The organism is Candidatus Vagococcus giribetii, assembly GCF_017316185.1.
GTDB classification, from domain to species: Bacteria; Bacillota; Bacilli; order Lactobacillales; family Vagococcaceae; genus Vagococcus; species Vagococcus giribetii.
Genome location: NZ_JAFLVX010000025.1, coordinates 16,089 through 37,394 on the forward strand (window position 1 = coordinate 16,089; position 21,306 = coordinate 37,394).

The 21,306-nt window shown below is 33.5% G+C and carries 22 protein-coding genes and 1 tRNA gene; 18 read left to right on the top strand and 5 right to left on the bottom strand.

Translation table 11 applies throughout. The features are described from left to right. Positions 1–60 precede the first annotated feature (60 nt). From DOK76_RS09800 to DOK76_RS09810, 3 genes are all read right to left on the bottom strand, one after another. Positions 61–420 (bottom strand): hypothetical protein, encoded by a 360-nt coding sequence (locus tag DOK76_RS09800; protein ID WP_206967267.1) that lies wholly within the window; start codon positions 418–420, stop codon positions 61–63. 457 nt (positions 421–877) lie between these two features. Further along, positions 878–1,471 (bottom strand): FUSC family protein, encoded by a 594-nt coding sequence (locus DOK76_RS09805; protein ID WP_206967269.1) that lies wholly within the window; start codon positions 1,469–1,471, stop codon positions 878–880. A gap of 12 nt (positions 1,472–1,483) precedes the next feature. Then, complete coding sequence (locus DOK76_RS09810) at positions 1,484–2,113, bottom strand: hypothetical protein (protein ID WP_206967271.1); 630 nt, start codon at positions 2,111–2,113, stop codon at positions 1,484–1,486. Between the two features lie 121 nt (positions 2,114–2,234). Between DOK76_RS09810 and DOK76_RS09815 the strand changes: the two genes are divergently transcribed. From DOK76_RS09815 to DOK76_RS09875, 13 genes are all read left to right on the top strand, one after another. After that, on the top strand, positions 2,235–3,185 hold the full coding sequence (locus DOK76_RS09815) for an aromatic acid exporter family protein (RefSeq protein WP_206967274.1): 951 nt from the start codon (positions 2,235–2,237) through the stop codon (positions 3,183–3,185). 110 nt (positions 3,186–3,295) lie between these two features. Next, positions 3,296–3,856: a hypothetical protein gene (locus DOK76_RS09820; RefSeq protein WP_206967276.1), complete on the top strand. Its 561-nt coding sequence runs from the start codon at positions 3,296–3,298 to the stop codon at positions 3,854–3,856. Between the two features lie 27 nt (positions 3,857–3,883). After that, a complete protein-coding gene (locus DOK76_RS09825; RefSeq protein WP_206967278.1) occupies positions 3,884–4,627 on the top strand; it encodes a M15 family metallopeptidase in 744 nt (247 codons plus the stop codon). A gap of 7 nt (positions 4,628–4,634) precedes the next feature. Beyond that, positions 4,635–5,267: a glycoside hydrolase family 73 protein gene (locus DOK76_RS09830; protein WP_206967280.1), complete on the top strand. Its 633-nt coding sequence runs from the start codon at positions 4,635–4,637 to the stop codon at positions 5,265–5,267. Between the two features lie 57 nt (positions 5,268–5,324). Continuing rightward, complete coding sequence (locus DOK76_RS09835) at positions 5,325–6,017, top strand: beta/alpha barrel domain-containing protein (protein WP_206967282.1); 693 nt, start codon at positions 5,325–5,327, stop codon at positions 6,015–6,017. Between the two features lie 23 nt (positions 6,018–6,040). After that, positions 6,041–6,832 (top strand): signal peptidase I, encoded by a 792-nt coding sequence (gene lepB / locus DOK76_RS13175; RefSeq protein ID WP_206967284.1) that lies wholly within the window; start codon positions 6,041–6,043, stop codon positions 6,830–6,832. 20 nt (positions 6,833–6,852) lie between these two features. Next, positions 6,853–7,662, top strand: a complete 810-nt coding sequence (locus DOK76_RS09845; protein ID WP_206967286.1) for a bifunctional hydroxymethylpyrimidine kinase/phosphomethylpyrimidine kinase — start codon at positions 6,853–6,855, stop codon at positions 7,660–7,662. 88 nt (positions 7,663–7,750) lie between these two features. After that, positions 7,751–8,134, top strand: a complete 384-nt coding sequence (locus DOK76_RS09850) for a DUF1149 family protein (RefSeq protein WP_206967288.1) — start codon at positions 7,751–7,753, stop codon at positions 8,132–8,134. Positions 8,135–8,199: 65 nt separating this feature from the next. Further along, complete coding sequence (locus DOK76_RS09855; RefSeq protein WP_206967290.1) at positions 8,200–8,940, top strand: metallophosphoesterase; 741 nt, start codon at positions 8,200–8,202, stop codon at positions 8,938–8,940. Positions 8,941–8,963: 23 nt separating this feature from the next. Then, positions 8,964–10,973 carry a coiled-coil domain-containing protein gene (locus DOK76_RS09860; protein ID WP_206967292.1) on the top strand — a complete coding sequence of 670 codons (2,010 nt, stop codon included), beginning with the start codon at positions 8,964–8,966 and terminating at the stop codon, positions 10,971–10,973. Positions 10,974–10,977: 4 nt separating this feature from the next. Next, on the top strand, positions 10,978–13,155 hold the full coding sequence (locus DOK76_RS09865; RefSeq protein ID WP_206967294.1) for a Tex family protein: 2,178 nt from the start codon (positions 10,978–10,980) through the stop codon (positions 13,153–13,155). Beyond that, positions 13,148–13,591 (top strand): SprT family protein, encoded by a 444-nt coding sequence (locus tag DOK76_RS09870; RefSeq protein WP_206967296.1) that lies wholly within the window; start codon positions 13,148–13,150, stop codon positions 13,589–13,591. The genes DOK76_RS09865 and DOK76_RS09870 overlap by 8 nt, the downstream gene beginning before the upstream one ends. A 97-nt stretch (positions 13,592–13,688) precedes the next feature. After that, positions 13,689–13,774: transfer RNA gene (locus tag DOK76_RS09875), tRNA-Leu, on the top strand. Between the two features lie 47 nt (positions 13,775–13,821). Here the strand turns inward: DOK76_RS09875 and DOK76_RS09880 are convergent. After that, positions 13,822–14,916, bottom strand: coding sequence for an NUDIX hydrolase (locus tag DOK76_RS09880; RefSeq protein WP_206967298.1), 1,095 nt, complete (start codon positions 14,914–14,916; stop codon positions 13,822–13,824). 178 nt (positions 14,917–15,094) lie between these two features. On the opposite strand from DOK76_RS09880, the gene DOK76_RS09885 reads away from it, so the two are divergent. The 5 genes from DOK76_RS09885 (at position 15,095) to DOK76_RS09905 (ending at position 19,655) form a co-directional block, all read left to right on the top strand. Beyond that, entirely contained in the window at positions 15,095–15,922 is an 828-nt protein-coding gene (locus DOK76_RS09885) for a DUF72 domain-containing protein (protein WP_206967300.1), read from the top strand. 11 nt (positions 15,923–15,933) lie between these two features. Beyond that, positions 15,934–16,776, top strand: coding sequence for a Cof-type HAD-IIB family hydrolase (locus DOK76_RS09890; protein ID WP_206967302.1), 843 nt, complete (start codon positions 15,934–15,936; stop codon positions 16,774–16,776). 15 nt (positions 16,777–16,791) lie between these two features. Further along, positions 16,792–17,298, top strand: a complete 507-nt coding sequence (locus tag DOK76_RS09895; RefSeq protein WP_206967304.1) for a pyrophosphohydrolase domain-containing protein — start codon at positions 16,792–16,794, stop codon at positions 17,296–17,298. A gap of 164 nt (positions 17,299–17,462) precedes the next feature. Continuing rightward, complete coding sequence (locus tag DOK76_RS09900) at positions 17,463–18,023, top strand: recombinase family protein (RefSeq protein ID WP_206967306.1); 561 nt, start codon at positions 17,463–17,465, stop codon at positions 18,021–18,023. 120 nt (positions 18,024–18,143) lie between these two features. Further along, a complete protein-coding gene (locus DOK76_RS09905) occupies positions 18,144–19,655 on the top strand; it encodes a helix-turn-helix domain-containing protein (RefSeq protein ID WP_206967308.1) in 1,512 nt (503 codons plus the stop codon). Positions 19,656–19,809: 154 nt separating this feature from the next. On the opposite strand, the gene DOK76_RS09910 is transcribed toward DOK76_RS09905, so the two are convergent. Then, the gene (locus tag DOK76_RS09910; RefSeq protein WP_206967310.1) at positions 19,810–21,156 is read right to left on the bottom strand and encodes an aspartate kinase; all 1,347 of its coding nucleotides are present in this window, start codon (positions 21,154–21,156) and stop codon (positions 19,810–19,812) included. Between the last annotated feature and the right edge of the window lie 150 nt (positions 21,157–21,306).

The window sequence follows — 21,306 nt, forward strand, 5'->3', positions numbered from 1 at the left end:
GTGTGATACAACATTGATTCACTCTCAAAAAGCTGTCGAAATGGCTCTTGAGTAATCTTTTTATCTGAAGTTGAGTCGATTAATAAATTCTTTTTGTCCATCACCTAACGTTAGGATTTTTTTCATGATTCGAAAATGCCATTCATTAGTTCTAGAAGTAAATGACCAAGTGACACTAAGGGAAAGTGGGTTAGTTGAGAAGCGCTCATTGGTAATATCTGTAAGAGATAATGTCGTCACCTGAGTCACTTTAGTTAAAAATGTATTTAATCCTAAAATATATAACTGTGAGTGATCCATGATTAGAATGACTTTATTAGTTGTGATTGCTAGACTTTGGGACTCAGCGTAACAGACAACCGAATGCTCAGTTAAGTAAGCTAAACTTAATGTATGAATGGTTTCTTTGGAAATAAACATGATGTCAACTCCTAACATAAATTACACTAAAGATAGCACAGATAACTAGCTTGGTGTAAAAAAATATCATCATTCATATTGAAATTTAGTGGCGTATACAAGAAGGGAGAAGGCAATTGACGGTTAAAATGGTATTTAAATTATTGTTACTGATAATGAATTGTCTAATCATGTTATATATTCCAGTACTAAAATTTTCAGAAAAAAATACACTGACACTTACATTAATCTCGGTTGTTATTTTTCTTTATTTTGTGTTTGAGTTAATAAGCAATAGAAAAAATAAACAGCAACTGTTAATGAATAGCTCTTTATTAGCAGGTTGTCTGTTATTACCAGTTATTATTTTCTTATTGGTCTTTCAGTTTGGCGGTTAAGGCTGATCAGACAGGATTTTACAACCAAATAAAAAGAGTAGGTTTTAGCCACTAGACTTAAAACCTACTCTTTTGGTGAATTATTCGTGTTGTTCTTTTCCTTTTAATTCATTTAGTTCTTGTTGAAGTTTTTCTATTTCTTTTTCTTTATTCTTAATTCGAATGCCCCTATTCTCTATAGTATTTGTATCTCGCTCAAAGGGCGACTTAATTACAAAGTTCCAAAAGACAGCGATGAAGGTACCAATAAAGGTATCAATCACACGGTTAAATGCATAGAGATACGACTCTTCTTTAGGAATCGAAAAAGCAATGAAAAGAAAGGTTGCAATGCCACCAATGATACCAGCAGGATTATTAATTCGAATGGAAAAACTAATAATAATGGCGACAATTAATGGAATAAAAATCAATTGTCCCATTGCCTCGTTTTGGAATAAACGAAGACAAGCATAGTAGAAAAAGGCACCAAAGCCACCAATGGTATTGCCTAAAATCCTTGATTTACCAAAATCAATACTTGAGGATAAATCTTCTCGTAACGCAAAGACAGCCGCTAAAGTTGCTACAATGGGTGTGCCTCTATCTGTCAGTTGAAAGACAAGAATACAGCACATGACGGCAAGTGACGTTTTAACAGTTCTTAAGCCAATATGGTATTTTCCCCAATACATAAGCAATCACTCCTATTTTTTAGGAACTGAGGCATCTTTTTGATAATTTTTGACAAGACTTAAGGTATAAGACATGTTAGTTTTGGCTTCTTCAGCTACCATAGTTACCGAGCCATACGTTCGGTTGATAACAGATCCTTGGTCTTCTAAATTATCGACAGGTAAACTAGTGTATAAAGCTTCTTCTTGTTCAAAACCAGTTTTCATATACATAATCAAAGAATCATAGTTGTTGATAATGATTTGTAAACTACTGCTAATTAAATCAAGCTGTTCATGATTAACATCGACAGCATTTTTACCACTGATTCGCTCAACTTCACGTTTATACTTGTTGAGGTTTTTCTGACCAGCTTGAATCTCTTTTAAAAGATCTTGTCTGGTTTGGTAATTTTTATAAAGCGCTCCTTCTTCTTCGACAAATAGGCCGGTTTTTGGACCGTTTTCCATATCTTTGTCAAATGAAGGAATGATAGCATCCACACTTGTTAATAAATCTTTCATCACTTGTTTTTCTTCTGTTAGCGCTGTGTCTAAGTTTTTAGTAACAGTGAGAGATTCATCTAATTCTTGTGTCATACCACAAGCAGTGACAAATACTAGAGTTGTCACTAAAAGGATTATCGTTTTTAATCGTTTCATAGCAATGCCTCCTTATTCATACTATGATATACGAAAGAGTAGCCTAACGCCAGTTTTTGTTATCTATTAATGATTGACGAAAGAAAAATTTTACCTTTTAATAAGGGAAGAGGTGAGGAAAATGAAAATAGGGTTGCGAACGATTAAAACAGTGATTGCGGCCACACTGGCTATGTTATTAGCCAATTATTTGGGCTTAAAATTTCCTTCAACAGCAGGAATTATTGCCATATTAAGTGTAACGAATACAAAAACATCTTCTTTTAAAGTAGGAATTGGCCGAATAATTGCTCTTTTTATTGCTATTATTATTGCTTTTATTTGTTATCAATTGATTGGCTACAATCCTTGGGCTTTTGGTTTGTATTTACTAATTTATATTCCTATTGCCGCAAAATACCAGATGGCAGAAGCCATTCCTGTTAACTCTGTTTTGATCACTCATTTCTTAAATGAAGGCCGAATGGATGTACCACTTATTGTCAATGCTGTCTCATTATTACTAATTGGGGTGTCACTGGCTTTATTAGCCAATCTATTTATGCCAAATGTTGAAACAGAGATAAGAGAACATAAAGAAAAAGTAGACAAGAAAATCAAAGAATTACTTAAACAAATGTCTGAAAGATTAGATACAAAAAGTTTAGAAGGGCATTGTGATATTTATCTAGCACGCATTGAATCAGAAATCAATGAAGGTGAAGAGTATGCTAAAAATCATTTAGATAACCGACTTCTAGTGAAAGATTATTATGAGATTAGTTATTTTCAAATGAGACGTATGCAGTTAAAGGTCTTAAAAGATATGGTGATATTATTAGAAGACATTGAAGTAGACGCTGCTATTTCAGAAGAAATTAGAGGGTTAATTGAAACTATCCATGAAACCTATTCTGAACAAAATGACGGCATTTTATTGAAAGAAAAAGTCCAAGAAGTTTACCAATATTATGAAACAAAAGACTTACCAAAAACCCGTGAAGAATTTGAAAATAGAGCGAGGTTATACCAGTTTTTAACGGAAATTCAAACCTTTATTGATATCAAAGTAAACTTTAACATGGGTGTTTAGGATTCTGTTAAGTTTTTCCAATCAAGGTTGTGAAAAAGATGCTTTTTTCTTCGTAAAAGGGTAAAATAGCCATAACTAGAATAAATTAAAAAGGTTAGGATGTGGGATAAATGCATCAAGCAATAGTGAACATTATTTTAGATCAGATCAAAGACCAATTTATGAGTGAAACCATTTGTGTGACTTATTTTTTAGACGTCCCAATGAATGATTGGGATGACTGGAAAAAAGGGTTACGTCCATTATCAACTGAAAAAATGCAAAAGTTAAAAGGCCTTTTCTCAGATTACGAATGGATGCTAGTTCAAAAAATAGCGAGACAAGCGACTCTTTTTCCTGAAAAGAGAAATTATGTCGTGTCTGAGTATAAACGACTTAAATCAATTATTGCCAAAGAATGGATAAAAACTGGGATGACTAAAGTGGAGTTAATTACTCAACAAAGTGCCCCTCAAGGAGGAGCTAGTGCTTATCCACACAAGCAAGTCGTTAATTTAAGAATCTATATCAGCTATGGCGAATGGGGTTATGATGATATTTTAGAATTTTGTATGCCAGCAGTCATTCAACAACAAATTAATGATTCTCAAGTAGATTTATTAGAGTGGGTAGATGAAAACTTAGTTGAAGCCTACACTGAAAATGATACAGATACGGAGAATGAAGGATAAATAAATAAGGAGGTTGGAAAATCTCTGATGGCAAAAAAAATATTTTTATTAGTAACATCTTTATTTATTGTGGTAACAGTGGTTTTTTATAACCATCAGTTTAAACCGTTCCAAGGGAAAGATAAAACAAAAGAAACAGTAACAACAACTAGCTCTACTGAAAAAAAAGAGACAGTTAAGTTACCTGGAAAAGTAGATGATTGGAACCTTGTCTTAGTAAATGATGCAACAGAAATTAAAGAAGAACCAAAAGAGTTAAAAGCATTACCTGATGGACATGAAGTGGATAGTCGAATTTACACTGATTATCTAAATTTAACAGAAGCAGCTAAAAACGAGGAAATTGACCTAGTAATTATCTCATCTTATCGTTCAGTGGAAGAACAAAGAGGAGTTGTCGCAACAGAAATTGCTCAATACGAAAGTCAAGGTCATACTCATGAAGAAGCAACAGATTTGGCCATGAAATACGTGACTGTTCCAGGTCATAGTGAGCATCATACAGGACTAGCTTTAGATGTTCTAGATACAACTTGGTACAATGATGGTCATTTATTGGAAGAAGAATTTGGGGCGACAAAAGTTGGAAAATGGTTAGCTGAAAATGTGTGCCATTATGGTTTTGTGATTCGTTATGAAAAAGGAAAAGAAAAAATAACGGGTATAAATTATGAGCCGTGGCACATTCGTTATGTAGGTAAAGAAAACGCTGAGTATATGTATAACAACCATCTTGCATTAGAAGAGTACATTGATCAGTTAAAAAAGTAGGTAAATAATGGCAAAGCGTAAAAGAAAAAAGAAATATGATGCCTTTGGACCAAATCGAATCCCGATTTTTTTAAGTATTATTATTATCTTAATCGGTTCGGTGGTGTTTGTTTTTAGCTTAGGTAGTTTAACGAAACCTGCTAATACTTTATCCTTGCAACAGCAAGAAGTGAATACAAATCAGGAATTCATTAATCAGTTAGTACCAGTGGCTAAAGAGTTACATGAATCATATGGCATTTTGCCAAGTATTATCTTGGGGCAGGCTATTTTAGAGTCTGATTGGGGGAAAAGTGAGTTAAGTGCGAAATATAACAATTTATTTGGGATTAAATCTTTTAATCCAAATGATGAATCCGTTAAATTAAGCACAAAAGAATATAAAAATGGCAAGTGGATAGACATTAAAGCTAATTTTAAAGTCTATCGAAGTTGGGACGATTGCATGAGAGATCATACCATGTTGTTTGTTAATGGAGTAGATTGGGATCCGTATTTGTATCAAGGTGTCTTATTAGCATCTGATTACAAGACAGCAGCGATTGCTCTTCAAACATCTGGTTACGCGACAGATCCTGATTATGCGAGTAAAGTCATTGAAGTCATCGAAGTAAATGAGTTGTACAAGTATGACCAATAAAAGCCATCTACCAATTAAGGTGATTGGCTTTTTATCTGTGTAAGGGGGATATTTAAAATGAAAAAAGAAAAAGGGCAAGTCCCAGAAATAATGACTAATTTAAGAAAAGATACGATTCATGTACCTACAGTTATTAGAGACTGTACAGGTATCAGAATTTTTGGTAAACGAATTAAATCCATCTGTTACTCTACAGATATTGCCATTATTCGTAATATTGACGCAGATGCAGTGATTGCTGTTTACCCATTCACTCCGCATCCAACTATTACAAAAGCGATTATTGAAGCAGCAGATATTCCTGTGTTTTCTGGTGTAGGTGGCGGATTGACTCAGGGGAATCGATCTGTCAGTATGAGTATGTTTGCTGAAGCTAATGGTTCTCTTGGCGTAGTTGTGAATGCGCCAACATCCAAAGAAACTATCTATGATATTTCTCAAATGGTGGATATTCCCATTATTGGCACCATTACATCAGAGTATACAGATGTGAAGGAAAAGATTGAAGCAGGCGTAAAAATTTTAAACGTCAGTGGAGGTAAAAATACAGCAAATATTGTTAGAGAAATTAGAAAAGAATTTCCAACGTTTCCAATTATGGCAACAGGTGGTCCTACAGATGATTCTATTAGAGAAACCATTGAAGCAGGAGCCAATGCGATCACATATACACCACCAACTAATGGTCAATTATTTAGCAAGAAAATGAATATATATCGTGAAAAAGAAAAACTTGAAAATGAAGAGTAAGTGAGCAAAAAGGAGTTAGTATGGTGAACAAGCCAGATGGGAAAAAAAGTCTTCCAGATATGGATATGAACCATAATCCTGTCTGGGACGTGTTAGATGGAAAAGTGATGCCTGAAAAAAAAGCTAAGAACAAAACGAAAGTAAAGAAAAAAAAGCCATCAGAGATGGACGAAGAAATTGATTATTATTTTTCAGAGCTTGAAAAAGAAGAACCAAAAGAAAACTACGAAGAGGAAGCTCCAAAGAGAAAAATATCATTTTCAACGTTGTTTTACATCATTAGTGGTATATTAGTTGTTTTAATTATGAGTTTGTTGTTAGTTATTGTGCTAAACTATGATAAAATGACAGTTAGTACGAATGCGATGGCAAGCCAAGTTGTTAAAAGCGATCAAGTGATGTATAAGCCAGATGTTGACATTAATCGTTTTAATGTGGTGTTAGTAGATAACAATGGTAAAGAAGACTTACTTCGTGTGATTGGCATGCCGGGAGATCGATTAGAGATGAAGAATGATGTCTTAATGATAAACAATGCGATTTATGATGAGGTTTATTTAAAAGAAAACTATGTAGATTTTAAACTTCAAGACAACAATCTAAAAGAACCCTATACAACTAATTTTAGTGTCGCAGATATCAGTAAGGCAAAAGATCATAATAATTTTGTACCAGAAAATCAATACATACTCCTTGGTGATAACCGAGGAAAAGCCAGTGATAGCAGAATAAATGGATTTTATGACAAATCGGCTATCAAAGGTATTGTAGTAATGAAGATTTGGCCTCTGTCAGATTTGGGGCCAATTGAATAAAGTGAGAATTGGGGAACATCATGAAGAAAGTATTAACAATTGCAGGCTCTGATTCTCTTAGTGGTGGCGGCTTACAGGCTGATTTAAGAACATTTGAAGAATATCAAGTAACAGGTTTAAATGTCCTTACTTGTATCGTAACAGTCGAGGCAAATACAGATAAAGTAACGGTGACAGAGTTACCTTTATCTTTACTAGAGACTCAATTAGAGGAATGTTTTAATGAAGTACCAGCAATTGATGTCATTAAAATAGGTATGTTAGCTAATATTGAAACAGCTAAAGTAGTAGTCAAAGCTTTGAAGAAACATCGAGAAATACCAGTTGTCTTAGATCCGGTCCTAGCACTAAAAGAATCCGGCTTAACATCAAGTCAAGACATCATTGATTTTTTTAAAACCGAATTAATGCCCCTGGCAGACATTACAACGCCTAATTTAAAAGAAGCAGAGTTACTTTCAGGTCTAGGTAAACTAGATTCCTTAGAAAAGATGAAAGAAGCGGCTCAGTTGATTCATAAAACAGGGGTTAAACATGTGGTGATTAAAGGTGGTCAACGTCTTGAAGGTAGACTTGCCTATGATGTGTTTTATGATGGGCAGAACTATATGATTCTAGAAGAAGATAAACTATTAAACGGTTATAACAATGGAGCAGGTTGTACGTTTGCCTCTGCCATTGCTTCAGGTATGGCACTTGGGTATCATTTAGAGACGGCTGTTAGAAAAGCTAAAGCCTTTGTTTATGAGGGCATTGAGTACGGGATTCCTTTTTTACCTGGATTAGGAAATGTCTTTCAAGGTGGAAAGAGTAAAAGAGACCAAGATTAGATTTATTTTAAAAGGATTCTATTGTAAAATAAAGTTGGATAAGTTATAGAAAAAATACAAAGATAAGATGAAAAGAGGAGTCAATCACATGGAATTAAAAAGACAACAAGAGTTTGTACAAAGCTATCATTATGATGCGTTACCAGAAAACCACACAGAAGAAACAGCGATTAATGTAGGGATTAACCCATTTGAAATTAAAAAAGAAATGAACATTGATCCAGAAACAAACTCTGTATTAGGGTTACGAGTTGAATTTAAAATTGTGTTAGAAAAAGTTGTTTTAACTGGAGATGTGGCTCAATTTGTTCAAGTAGCAGGTCGTAAAATCGAAGTAGTTGAAGATTTAACAAAAGAAGAAGTTAACGAATTAGTGAAACCTTTATTTGTCTTAATTGAAAGATTGACTTATGAAGTAACAGAAATTGCTTTAGATGCACCAGGAGTGCAATTAAACTTTTCTCAAGAGTAATCAAACAGTACGAGTTAATGAGGCAGACACTTGCGTAGTCAGCCTTTTTTATTAGGAGGTAGAGTATGTCAGATTATTTATTTGTTATTGGTGATATTCACGGGGAACTGGATTTATTTAACGAGTTACTTAAAGACTACGAGCCTTCTATGCACCAACTCGTACTGATTGGAGATTTGTTAGATAGAGGGTTAGAATCAAAGAAATGCTTACTGTTAGGAAAAGAATTAGTAGAAACAACAGGAGCTATTTACCTTAAAGGCAATCATGAGGATTTACTCTTACGATTTTTAGATGATCCTGAAGAGCGGTATAAAAATTACTTACTAAATGGTGGTGGGGAAACAATTGAGAGTTTGCTTCACCCAGGAGCTGTGGCAGAATATTCCGCTACAGAAATAGCCATGATGATTCGCTCTAGATATAAAGAACTGGTGTCCTTTTTAAAGGAATTGCCACTTTATTATGAATGGCAAAACTATGTGTGTGTTCATGCAGGTGTTAACTTAGAGTTATCTGATTGGAAACAGACATCAGAACGGGATTTCTTATGGATTCGTAAGGAGTTTCATCAAGGTAATAATCAAACAGGTAAACAAATCATTTTTGGTCACACGCCAACGATGTATTTGTATGAAGACAATAACGCAACTAAATTGTGGCACTCAGATAACAAAATCGGCATTGATGGTGGTGGTGTTTACGGTGGTTCAGTTCATGGTGTAGTCATCAATGAATTTGGTTTAGTTCAGGATATTGAAGTCAGAAATCAATACGAGTGGGAGCCAACATTTTTAGTCCCATAATAACAAAAGAGAGGGGTTGTCAGATGATAATAAAAGAAATAGCAATCAAAAGTCGCATCTTTAAAAAAGAACGCGTACATGAAAAAAGTAATGATCTAGTGATTGTATCTAAAAACAATCAAATAAATAAAAATCAATTAGAATTAAGTTGGCAAAATACAATTCTTGAAGCCCCCCACTTATTAATTGTGGGAAGAGTGATGATGAAAGAATGGGCAAGATTATTGAGTGAGTACCCAGTGACTCGTGGGTTTATTCAAGAGCGTTCTGAAAATCAGGTTCGTTTTTATATTAGTTTTACAGTGCCAAGAGACCTAGAAAAAAAAGAAATTAGAACTATTGTGGCTCAATCGACTCAGGCTTTAGAAGCTTGTTTAGAAAAGGTAATCAAAAAAGTACAGCCTGATGTGTTATCAGAAGCAGAAAGTACACTTATTACTGATTTAAGTTTGTCTCAAGATGAAGAACAAACCAATCAAATGATTGAAAAAATTAATCGTGAGATGGCGATTCAAGAAGAGCTTCTAAAAAAATTAGCAACGCAGCAAGAAACTAATCAACAGCTTATTAACCAAGAGTTACCTAATGAAGAAGTTGTTGTGGTAGAAAACACGCCAAAAGCACCTTCTATGGAAGGGATTCAGTTGTTAAAAGAGCAGTTAAGAGCTCTTGAAGAAGAACTCCAACTACTTAGTGAAGAAAATGATGCCAATAAAAGAATCAATATTGAGTTAGATAAAGCGAACTTAAAACTAAGTGAGGTTGTTGAAAAAAATAAGGTAGATGCTAAAAAACTAGAACAATTGGCAAGTTTAGAAAAAGAAGTGAAACAACTTAAACAAGAAAATAGTGACTACCGTATTCAATTATCTGAGCAAAGCAGTCAATTAGAAAAACAAAAAAACACCTTAACTCACTTAGATAGTGCTTTAGAAATGGCTGAGCAAGAAAAAGTTGAGCTAGTGGCGAAATACCAAGATGATTTTGATAGTGTAAATGATGAACTAAAAGAATCTGAGAAAAAAGCACTTCTAGAAGTTAATAAAAGACAAAAGCTTGAAATTGAACTAGAAGAAACCCAGAAAAAATTAGTTAAAGCAACATTGAAACAAGAAGAAAAAGATAAAAAAATCAAGCAACTGTCATTAGAAATAGCTCAACAATTAAAGAAACGTGAAAAATCTTTAGAAGATATAGCTACTTTGGAAACAGAGATGAGTCAGCTTGAAACTGAGCTATCTTTAGCGAGAGTGACTAACGAGGTGCTTAAAGAAGAATTAGCTAAATATGAAGTAGAAAAAGAAAAATGGCAACAACTTCCTCAGTGGGAAATAACCTATAGTGAGTTAGAAGAAAGTTTTAATGAGCTTTCAGTGGAGGCCTCTAACTACCGTAGAGAAATTCAATTACTAACTCAACAATTAGCTAGTCTAAAAGAAAAAGTAACAATGGCAGAAAGTTACACACCAAAAGAAACACAAGTATCCTACTTAGTTGAGGAACAAAAACAAGAGCCTGTGGAACAAGTAATGGTTGATGACATAGATGATGAAAAGGGCTATTTTTCTTATGAACCAGACCCTTATGTAGAAGAGGTTATTACAGAAGAGTTAATGCATATCCGTAAAAAGGACCAAGTACGAGAAGAAGTCGTGATTAAAGACCTACTTGAGTACTATCATGAGGATAGCTTTAAAGATATTAAAGTGGACCGAGATGAGTATCGTAAGCATTTACTCAGCTTTAAGTTTTTGAGTTTTAGATGGAGCCAAGTCTTTATTATTAAGGAATCTGATAAAAATGCTGCCTTTTTAGAATGGTGCGCGCCGTTCATTGAACAAATCGAATCCTTTGAGCAAGAGTTAGCTTTAGATGTGAAAAAATCATTTTTTAACAAAAATTATGTTACCATGGATGAGTCAACCTATAATATATTAAAAGGTTATAGTAGATTATCAACGTACCTAGATACGTACTACTTAAAAGTATCTTATTACATTGACAAGTACTTTTTAAATGAGGGGAATAGATAGTAGCATGCAAGAACAACAAGCGTTTCAATTACTAAAAAAAGAGTTACACCAATACCGTGCCTCACAAATCGAAAAAGTCTTAGAACTTTTAGAAGAAGGTAACACAGTACCTTTTATCGCCCGTTACCGTAAAGAGATGACCGGTAGTTTAGATGAAGTGGCTATTCGAGAAATCGAAGACCGTTTTAGTTACCTACAAGGCTTAGTGAAGCGTAAGGAAGAAGTTTTACGCATTATTGAAGAGCAAGGAAAACTAACAGACGCTTTAGCTAAAAAAATCAAGTTTGCTGAAAAAATGCAACAAGTAGAAGATTTGTATCGTCCGTTCAAACAAAAACGTCGTACAAAAGCAACTATTGCTAAGGAAAAAGGATTAGAGCCTTTAGCGACATGGTTACTAAGCTTACCAACAACCGGTAGTTTAGAAGAAATGGCAACTAAATTCATTCAACCAAGAGAAGAGCTTGTAACAGTTGAGGATTGTTTAGCAGGTGCTCATGAGATTATGGCAGAGGTGATTAGTGATGAGCCAAAATACCGTGAGTGGTTAAGAGAATTTGTTTGGCAAAATGGTATTTTTAGTACAACTGAAAAGGACAAATCATTAGATGAAACGTCTGTCTACGAAATGTATTATGACTTTAGTGAACCTGTTAAAAAAATAGCGTCACACCGTGTGTTAGCTGCTAATCGTGGTGAAAAAGAAGGGGTCATCAAAGCGGAGATTGCTGTAGATGAAACCAGAGTTTTCAGTTATTTACAAAATCAATTAATTGCTCAATCAACAAGTTTTGCAGAGGAGCAAGTTCGATTAGCTTATGAAGATAGTTACAAACGTTTCATAGGACCATCTATTGAACGTGAAATCCGTGGAGAATTAACAGAAAAAGCTGATCAACAAGCGATTGCAATTTTTGGTGAGAACTTAAGAAACTTACTACTTCAATCACCTTTAAAAGGGAAAGTTGTTTTAGGTTTTGACCCTGCTTATCGTACAGGTTGTAAATTAGCAGTAGTGGATGAAACAGGGAAATTATTAGCTGTTAAAGTGATTTACCCACATAAACCATCTAATCAAGAAAAACGTGACAGAGCAGCTGTGGAATTCATCGAGTTTATCGAAGAATACAAAGTTGAAATGATTGCTATTGGAAATGGAACAGCTAGTCGTGAGTCAGAAATTTTTGTCTCAGAAAATTTAAAACAATTAAAACGTGAAGTTTTTTATGTGATTGTTAACGAAGCTGGAGCCTCTGTGTATTCAGCAAGTGCTATTGCTCGTGAAGAATTTCCAGATTTACAAGTAGAAGAAAGAAGTGCTGCAAGTATTGCCAGACGTTTGCAAGATCCATTAGCAGAGTTAGTTAAAATTGAGCCAAAAGCAGTTGGAGTAGGTCAATACCAACATGACGTGTCTCAAAAGAAACTAACAGAGCAACTTGATTTTGTTGTAGAAACAGCTGTTAACCAAGTGGGTGTTAATGTAAATACTGCTAGTGCTCAATTATTACAACATGTCTCAGGACTTAACAAAACAACGGCTAAAAATGTAGTAATTTACCGTGAAGAAAACGGCACATTTAATAGTCGAACTGAGCTTAAGAAGGTACCAAGATTAGGACCAAAAGCTTATGAACAAGCTATTGGATTCTTAAGAATTCCAGATGGAAAAAACATTTTAGATAATACAGGGATTCACCCAGAGAGTTACAAATTAGTGAAAGAGTTACTGAAAGCTCTAGATCTATCAGAAAAAGAATTAGGCACTCCTGAGTCTAATGACAAATTAAGTCATGTCGTTGTTAGCCAATTAGCGTCACAATTAAATGTAGGCGAAGAAACCTTAGAAGACGTGTTAAAAGCCTTACTTCAACCAGGACGTGACATGAGGGACGAAATGCCAGCACCTTTATTAAGACAAGATGTTCTTAGCATGGAAGATTTAAAAGCTGGTATGGAGCTTCAAGGAACCGTTAGAAACGTTGTCGATTTCGGTGCCTTTGTTGATATTGGTGTGAAACAAGACGGCATGGTTCATGTGTCTAAGTTAAGCGCGAAATTCATTAAGCACCCAACAGATGTGGTGGCTGTTGGAGATGTGGTAACGGTTTGGATTGATTCAGTGGATATCAAGAAAAAACGTATTTCATTAACTATGATTCCAGTTGCTAAAAATGACTAATCAAGAATTACAACAATTAGTAGAAGAGGTTTCTTTGATTTATTTCAAGAAACCTTTTTTACATCAAGCAACCTTCAACAACCGACTCAAGACGACAGGTGGCAGGTATCATTTAAAGACAGCTAACTTAGATTTTAATCCATTGGTTCTTGAATTACATGGTAAAGAAGAATTAGTTGGAGTGATTAAACATGAGTTATGTCATTATCATCTGCATTTAGACAATAAGGGCTACCAACACAAAGATCCAGAGTTTAAGTTGTTATTGAAACAAACAGGCGGATCTCGTTTTGTTAAGCCTTTAAAGATAAGAAAGAACTATCAACACTACAAGTGCCAAGTGTGTGATGCAGATATTTTTAGACAAAGACGAATTGATACAAAACGTTATGTTTGCCAGTGTGGTGGCGGATTAAAGCATTTGACAAATGACTAGATAATCGTTATAGTTTTATTATTGTTTGTTAGCACTTACTTTGGTAGTTGCTAAACAAGAGTGTGTCTCATTAGCTTAGCTAACTGAGTGACTCAATGCATCGATGATGGAACTGGCAGACATGCAAGACTAAGGATCTTGTGCCTAATTACGGGCGTGAGGGTTCGAATCCCTTTCGGTGCATAGTATTATTTCTAATTTAGATGAACTAAATAAAAAATCCTCCTTAGTTACTTTGGAGGATTTTTTAATTTATATTTTAAATACGATGATAAAGTAAAGTTGTCAATAATTTCTTCTGAGATTATTTTTTCTTCTAGCTCTTCTTTACTACAAAAAATATAACTGATTATTTTTTCTTCGTTCTGAAGAATGATATTGTTTGGTTTTTCAATTGAAATATGAAATGCTTCTATATTATCAGTAATCAATCCAGTGTCTGTCGATAAATGACCTAAAGACTCAATGCTTCCAGATAAATTGAGTTCTTCTTTTAATTCTCGTTTAGCTGCTACATAAAGGTCTTCGTTGTTTTCAGAAAAACCTCGTGGGAATTCGAGATTTTCTTTTTCATTCCGAATAATTTTTATTAATAGAAATTTATTGTTACAAGTAGGTACAATAACAACTCCTCCTGTATTTTGTTCAATATGGATATAGTTACTTTCGTTATCTTTCAAAACTGTTAAGTATTTGTTTTTTAATACCAGTGGTTGTTGTTTTATTAAACCCTGAATTATCCAGGGTTTGTATCCTTTAGCTGTTTTTATTCGTTTGTTGTAAAAAAAGAATGTCAAAAAACAGGTTAAAAATGTAGTCATGATAATAAGAGAATATAGTAAATTGTTATTTAAAATGGTTATTTGTTTGTACATAAAGTAGGAAGAACAACCTACAATTATAGATATAGACATCATAATTTTATTATCTAGTCCTACAAAGAAGTTCTTATATTGAGATTTGTTCTTCTCCTTTTTTTTATTATCATAATAGTTTTCAATAAAAACACCTAGAGAATCCTTGTCTGTTATTTGGTCACTATTACTTAAAATTAAAGTTGCTAGTTTTGCAACGGATACATACTGTAGATGCCAAGATCTTAATTCAATTAACAGAGACAAAATAATAATACCAATAAGAAAAATTAAAATGCTTAGAATAGAGTGTATAGGTAAAGAATTTATTTTGTCTGATTGAGTAACATAAAAAGAAATAAAGACGAAGTAAAAAAGAAGAATTTGATCTCTTTTATTGGTTTGTTCTAGTAGATGGGTATTAGCTTGATTATACAAAGATTCAATATGCTGAATTAGTTGTTCATTCATTTTATATAACGCCTTCTTTCTTTCCTAATAAATATTATTGTAGCACTTATAAAGAGAAAAAAGTATGAGGAGATTATAGATTTGCCATTCTGTATGACCATTAATCAGACTGTTTGAAAAATGTAAGGGAATTCTGTAAAGTAAAGATAGATAGTGTGAACAAAGTGGAGGATAAAACATGATAAAAATTGGCATGACAACATTTGATGAACATGGCAGTTTATTGAATAAAAATAAATTAACCTTAGAAGAATATGCATCATTCTTTCCCATTGTGGAGCTCGATACATGCTTTTACGGCATTAGAAAAGCGAGTGTTAGTCAAAACTGGGTGGATAGAACACCTGATACATTTACGTTTATTTTGAAAGCCTATAAGGGCATGACACGCCATAGTTCTTATGAGGAATACTATACGAGTGAAAAAGAAATGTTTGAGGCCTACCAGGAATTTTTAGCCCCTGTGAAGACAAGTAACAAACTAGCTAGTATCTTGTTTCAATTTCCAGCATCATTTCCTTGTAATAAAGAGAATGTGATGTATCTTAGAAAAATTAGAGAGTATTACCCAAATGACCCAATAAGTATTGAGTTTAGAAATAGCAGTTGGTATCATGAAAAGATGAAAGACTCAATGATTCGCTTTATGAAAGAGTATCGTTATACCTTAGTCATGGTAGATCAACCTCAAGTAGCCCTTCATTCCGTGCCTTATGATGAGACAGTGACTAATCCTGATTTTGCGTTTGTTAGATTACATGGTCGCAATAAAGGAAATTGGTTGGATAATAGCGATGATTGGCGACGTAAACGTAATTTATATTGCTATTCTAAAGGTGAATTAGATGAGTTAGCACAAAGCTTTGAACAGATAAAAGCCAAACAAGTAGCCGTTATTTTTAATAATAACTCAGCTAAAGATGCAGCACCTAATGGTATGTTGTTGAAAAAAATACTCGGCGTGGAGTATGAGGGACTTAATCCGAATCAAACGTCGTTATTCTAAAGGAGAAGACTATGATAAAAGCAGCTTTTTTTGATATTGATGGAACGTTGTTAAGTAGTAATGGTGAAGTACTTGCTTCTACCAAAAGAGCCATAGAGAAACTTCATCAAGAAGATGTGTTATGTTGTATTGCTTCAGGTAGAGGGCCAAAAAGTATTCAATCACTGATTGGTCAATTACCAATGGATGCTTATGTGCTTTATAACGGACAAATCTGTTTTTCTCATGAAGTAGGTATTTTTGAGAATCCGTTTAGTCATGAAACGTTAAGAAGATTAGCGGAGTTTGGGGATAATGAAAACAAGCAAATGATTTTTGGAAGTCGAAAAGAGTTTTATGGTAGTCAATCCATGCAACTTGGTCAACGAAAATTAATCAAGCATTTATATCATTTATTACCTGATCAAGTTTCTGCTAAAGAGTTGGAGAAATGGCTAAAAAAATGGCAAATTTTACCTCAAAAGGAAAATAAATTTATGTCCTTACCCATCTTTGATCGTCCCGTATATCAGTGTGTTATGCTAAGTCCCGAAAGTGAGCAGGAGCGCTTAGAGGCTCTGTTTCCAGATTGTAAGTTCACTCGTTCAAATCCTTACTCCGTTGACATTATTCCACAGGGAGGCTCTAAGATTGTTGGGATTCATAAAGTCTTAGAACATTATGAGCTAGACGTGCATGAAGCGATTGCTTTTGGAGATAGTTGGAATGACTTAGAGATGTTAAAAGGAATTGGGATTGGTGTGGCTATGGGGAATGCCCCAGATGATGTGAAAGAAGAAGCTGATTATGTAACAGAAACAAATGATCGTGATGGTATTTATCAAGCATTAGTTCATCATCAAGTGATTAGATAAGGTGAGGTAAATCAAATGACAAGTCCCTACAAACAAGTAAAAGAATTTCATGATCATTTTGATCCAAACACCCATGACTCAGTGAGCGCCTTAAGTAAAGAGGTAGCTGAGTATCGAAGTGGTTTCAAGTTAGAAGAAATTTTGGAATTTTTATATGCAGCGAATAATGGCGATAAGGACAATTTTCGCTCTAGTGTCGCCTATTTAAAAGAAACTTTAGACACAGAAGCAGAAAAGTTAATCGAAAAAGACAAGCAAGTAGAACCTTTAGTAGATGAAGTGGATGCTTTAATTGATTTACTTTATTTTACGTATGGCTCATTTGTCATGATGAATGTGGATCCGACTAAGGTATTTAACATTGTTCACGAAGCCAATATGGGAAAATTATTTCCGGATGGCAAGCCAAGATATCATGAAGTAACAGGAAAAGTATTGAAGCCTGATAATTGGGAAGCAGACTTTGCTCCTGAAAAACGTATTAAAAATGAGATAGAAAAGCAAAAAAACAAAAATAAATAGCTATCAAAAGTCTAGACAGAATTTTTTCTGTTTAGACTTTTTTGATGTAAAAGACTAAAAAATATTATTTTATATGAAAAAAGGAGCCCGTTTTTTCATTAAATGTCATTTAAACTAATTGATATTAGTTTGTTTAAAGGTAGTTTAAAAGAAAGGGCAATGTAATGAAACGATATGGCTATATACGAGAATCTTCAGAACTTACAATTTCTGAACAAATGACACAATTAGCATGTTATGATTGTGATTTTTTGTGGATTGACAAAGGAAAAAAAAATTCAGATAAAGAGCTAAAAAAATTATTATCTTCCTGTGTAGAAGCAGCAAAAAAAGAAAAATTAATGATTGTGATTGCAAATTTAACCGTGTTTGAAAAAACATTAAAACAGTTTCTTCCGATAATAACATATTTAAAACTAAATCATATTGAATTGGTAAGTCTAGATGAAGGAATTAATACGGAAGAAACTATGGATGTTTTAACGGTTGTATCGGCTGTACAAGATATGGATGAAAAAGTTAAAAGTAAACTAACAAAAGATGCTTTGCGTTTAAAAAAAGAAGAAGGTATCTCTTTAGGAAGACCAAAAATAGCAGAAGAAACAATCGAAAGAATTTATCATTTATACAAACAACACTATAGTCTAAGAGAAATTTCAGACCTGACAGAAGTATCATTAGGATCAGTGCACAAGTACATTAAAAATTATAGAGGCAGTAAATGATCTAAATTGTCGGTTCACAGGACAAAATAATTATTTTTAAGAAGAGTTATAAGAGTATCTTAAAGGTATAAACTAGTTGGGTCATTAGTTATTGAGTTATAAGGGAATGTGGTGTAGAGAATGATAAATCGAATAAATAAATTGAAAAAAGAGAGTCATTTGTATAAAATCTATGAACAAAATATAAAAAAACAGGTCAAAATATTAGACACGTTAGAGTTACAAATCGAACCAATTGGTATTCAGCAGTTAAGTGAATTAACGGATTTATCAAGAAGTAGTACAGTGAAATACTTAAAAAAAATCGCCAATAAATTAATTGAATATAATATCAGTAAGGAAGATGTACTTTGCCACTTTGATGATGAGAAAGTGACAACAGTTTATATCGAAATTAATGATATGGAGATATATCATGATTTTAGGAATTTATTAGTCCAAGAAGACTCCATGGTACAAATTGGTTTACGTTTGATATTAGGTGAGAAGCTAAATCGAGTGAGTTTAATTAATGAGTACTACTTAAGTGAAACACCGTTAAAAGAAAGATTAAAACTGTTGAGAGAGGTATTCCAAATTTATGGGATTGATTTAAAAGGACGTGATGGTAAATTATTTTTAAGTGGTGATGAAGCTATTATTAGAAAAGTAGGTCTGATGCTAATTAATGATATTTTTTCAGAAAATCAATGGCCTATTGATCATGTATCAGAAAAAGAAGTGATGGCAGAGATTAAAGAAGTTGTTGATATCAGCAAGTTAACTAAAAGGCAGTTACATGATTTAATGTTTGAGACAGGTATTATGTTATCGAGAACACAAAGAGGATGCTCTTTTGAAAGAGCAAACATCTTTGAAGATTTTCAAGAAAGCCTTGATCGTTTTTTAGAGGAGTATGCTATTTTAGATACTCATTTTAAAATTAGTGAAGTTGAAAAATCTTTTTTTATATTGAATTTATTAAGTAAAGAATGGTTTTGTCTTCAAAGTATAGGGAAAAAATTTATTAAATTGAATCATCAAACAAAAAATGAATTTACTAAATTATTAGAGTTTTCGGAAGAAAGATTGATTCACTATTTTCCAGAGATGGCTAATTGCGCGTTCGATCTAGAGCTTGCCTTATTTTGTCAACATCTATCTAAAATACTTTACCCAACGTGGAAAGGTGATATTTATAAAAATGACATGATTATTCATGATGTGAAATTGTTTGAAAGAGCTGAATTGCTTGTTAAAGAATTAATATCTTATTCACCTAAGTATATTGTTGGGGATTATGATTTTTTAATTAAACAATATATTAGTTTGATTTATTTACTTGCTGATCGTCGATTATATGAGAAACATATAGCTGTATACGTTTCTGGGTTAGATAGTGAAGTTGAACAAATTATTTTAGAAAAATTTATTCGTGAAACCTATAATCAATTTTTTAAAATTAACTTTGTGAGAAGCATCAAAGAATCTAATGTTTTTGTTGAAGTTGGCAGGTACTCTCCAAGAATTACGACTCATCCTACTGACCAAAATGTCATGTATGGAAAAATTTCTCCTAGGTTGCAAGTGAGAGATATGATGTTGCTTTCTAAAATACTTCAAGCACATGAGTTGAGACAATTATTATCATAAAAAAACTGTATCACTATTCTTTCAAGAATAGTGATACAGTTTTATGCCTTATAAATAAATATTAGGTAGAATAACATGAAAAAATTGCTTTTGGTGCCCTTACATTAAATGAGAGGATATTTTAGTACCTAGTATGTATCTGATAGTCATAAAACTAATCGAAAAAAACTTGGTACAAAGCACGTGTGGCTTGTTCTTCGTAAGGCTCTCTAATAGCAAATAAAATACTTAATTCACTTGCTCCTTGGTTGATTACTTCTAGATTGATCCCTTCATTAGCTAGAGCAGTAGTAGCTTTAGCTGCAACGCCAATGCTGTTTTTCATTCCCTCACCAACGATAGCTACCATGGAAATATCATGCTCAATCTTAATTTCATCCAGTTTTAAATCAGTTAATAGTTTATCTCTTAGTTGTTGCTCACTAGTAGGAGTGAGTTGGTTTTGTCTTAAAATAATCGTAATGTCATCAATACCAGAAGGCATGTGCTCATACTGTAAGCCGAATTCTTTGAGTATTTCTAAAATGCGAAATCCAAAACCAAACTCTCTATTCATTAAGTATTTTCTTAGAAAAATACTAGTAAAACCTGAGTCTGCGGCAATGCCAATAACTGATTGAGTATCTAATGGTCTACTAGCTGAAATACGTGTTCCTGGCGCATCTGGGTTATTAGTGTTTTTGATGACGACTGGAATATTTTGATGAAAAGCAGGAATCAAAGCTTCGTCATGTAATACGCTAAAGCCTGCATAACTTAATTCACGCATTTCTCTAAAGGTCAGCTCAGTAATAGGCGCACAGTTATCAATGATGTTTGGATTGGCTGAATAGATAGCATCTACGTCAGTAAAATTTTCGTACAAATTAGCGTTAATTCCAGCAGCGATAATCGAGCCGGTGACATCAGATCCACCTCTTGAAAAAGTGCAAATAGAATCATTACTAGTGACACCAAAAAAACCTGGTATCACCACAACATCTTTGTGGTGTTTTAAGTGTTTAATGGTATGATAAGCTTCCCTTTTAATCACCGTATCACCTGGGATATCTTCTACAAGAATGCCAGCGTCTTTTGGATGAACATAAGTAGCAGGTACGCCATTTTTAGTTAAAAATTCAGCTATTAATCGAGCGTGACAGTTTTCACCACTGGATTTAAAAAGATCCATCACTCTATCTGAGGAAACTAGAGGTGTCTTTTTTAAAGAATAAATTTCTGTTTTAATCGTTGTCATAGAAAGTGTTAAATCAAGTTCATCACACATAGCTTGAAAACGACTAATAATGGTTGCTTCAATAGCTGTTGTTTCTTGTTTTGCTAAAAAGGCATTAGCATAGTCAATGAGTAAATCAGTGACTTTTATATCTAATGGATGTGATTTACCTGGAGCTGAAACCACAATGAACCGTCGTTCAGGATCAGATTTGATAATAGCTAACACCTTTTTTAGTTGAGTCCCGTTTGCTAGGGAACTTCCCCCGAATTTTGTTACCTTCATTTTTTTAACCTCCCATTAAATAGATTATGTTATACATTACAGAAAAAAAAAGTGAAAAGCAATACGAAAAATGAAGAAGACTAAACAAATGATGAAAACCTTCCTAAATAAAGGACAATGGACAAAAGTTACTTTTTTTTAATAGAATAA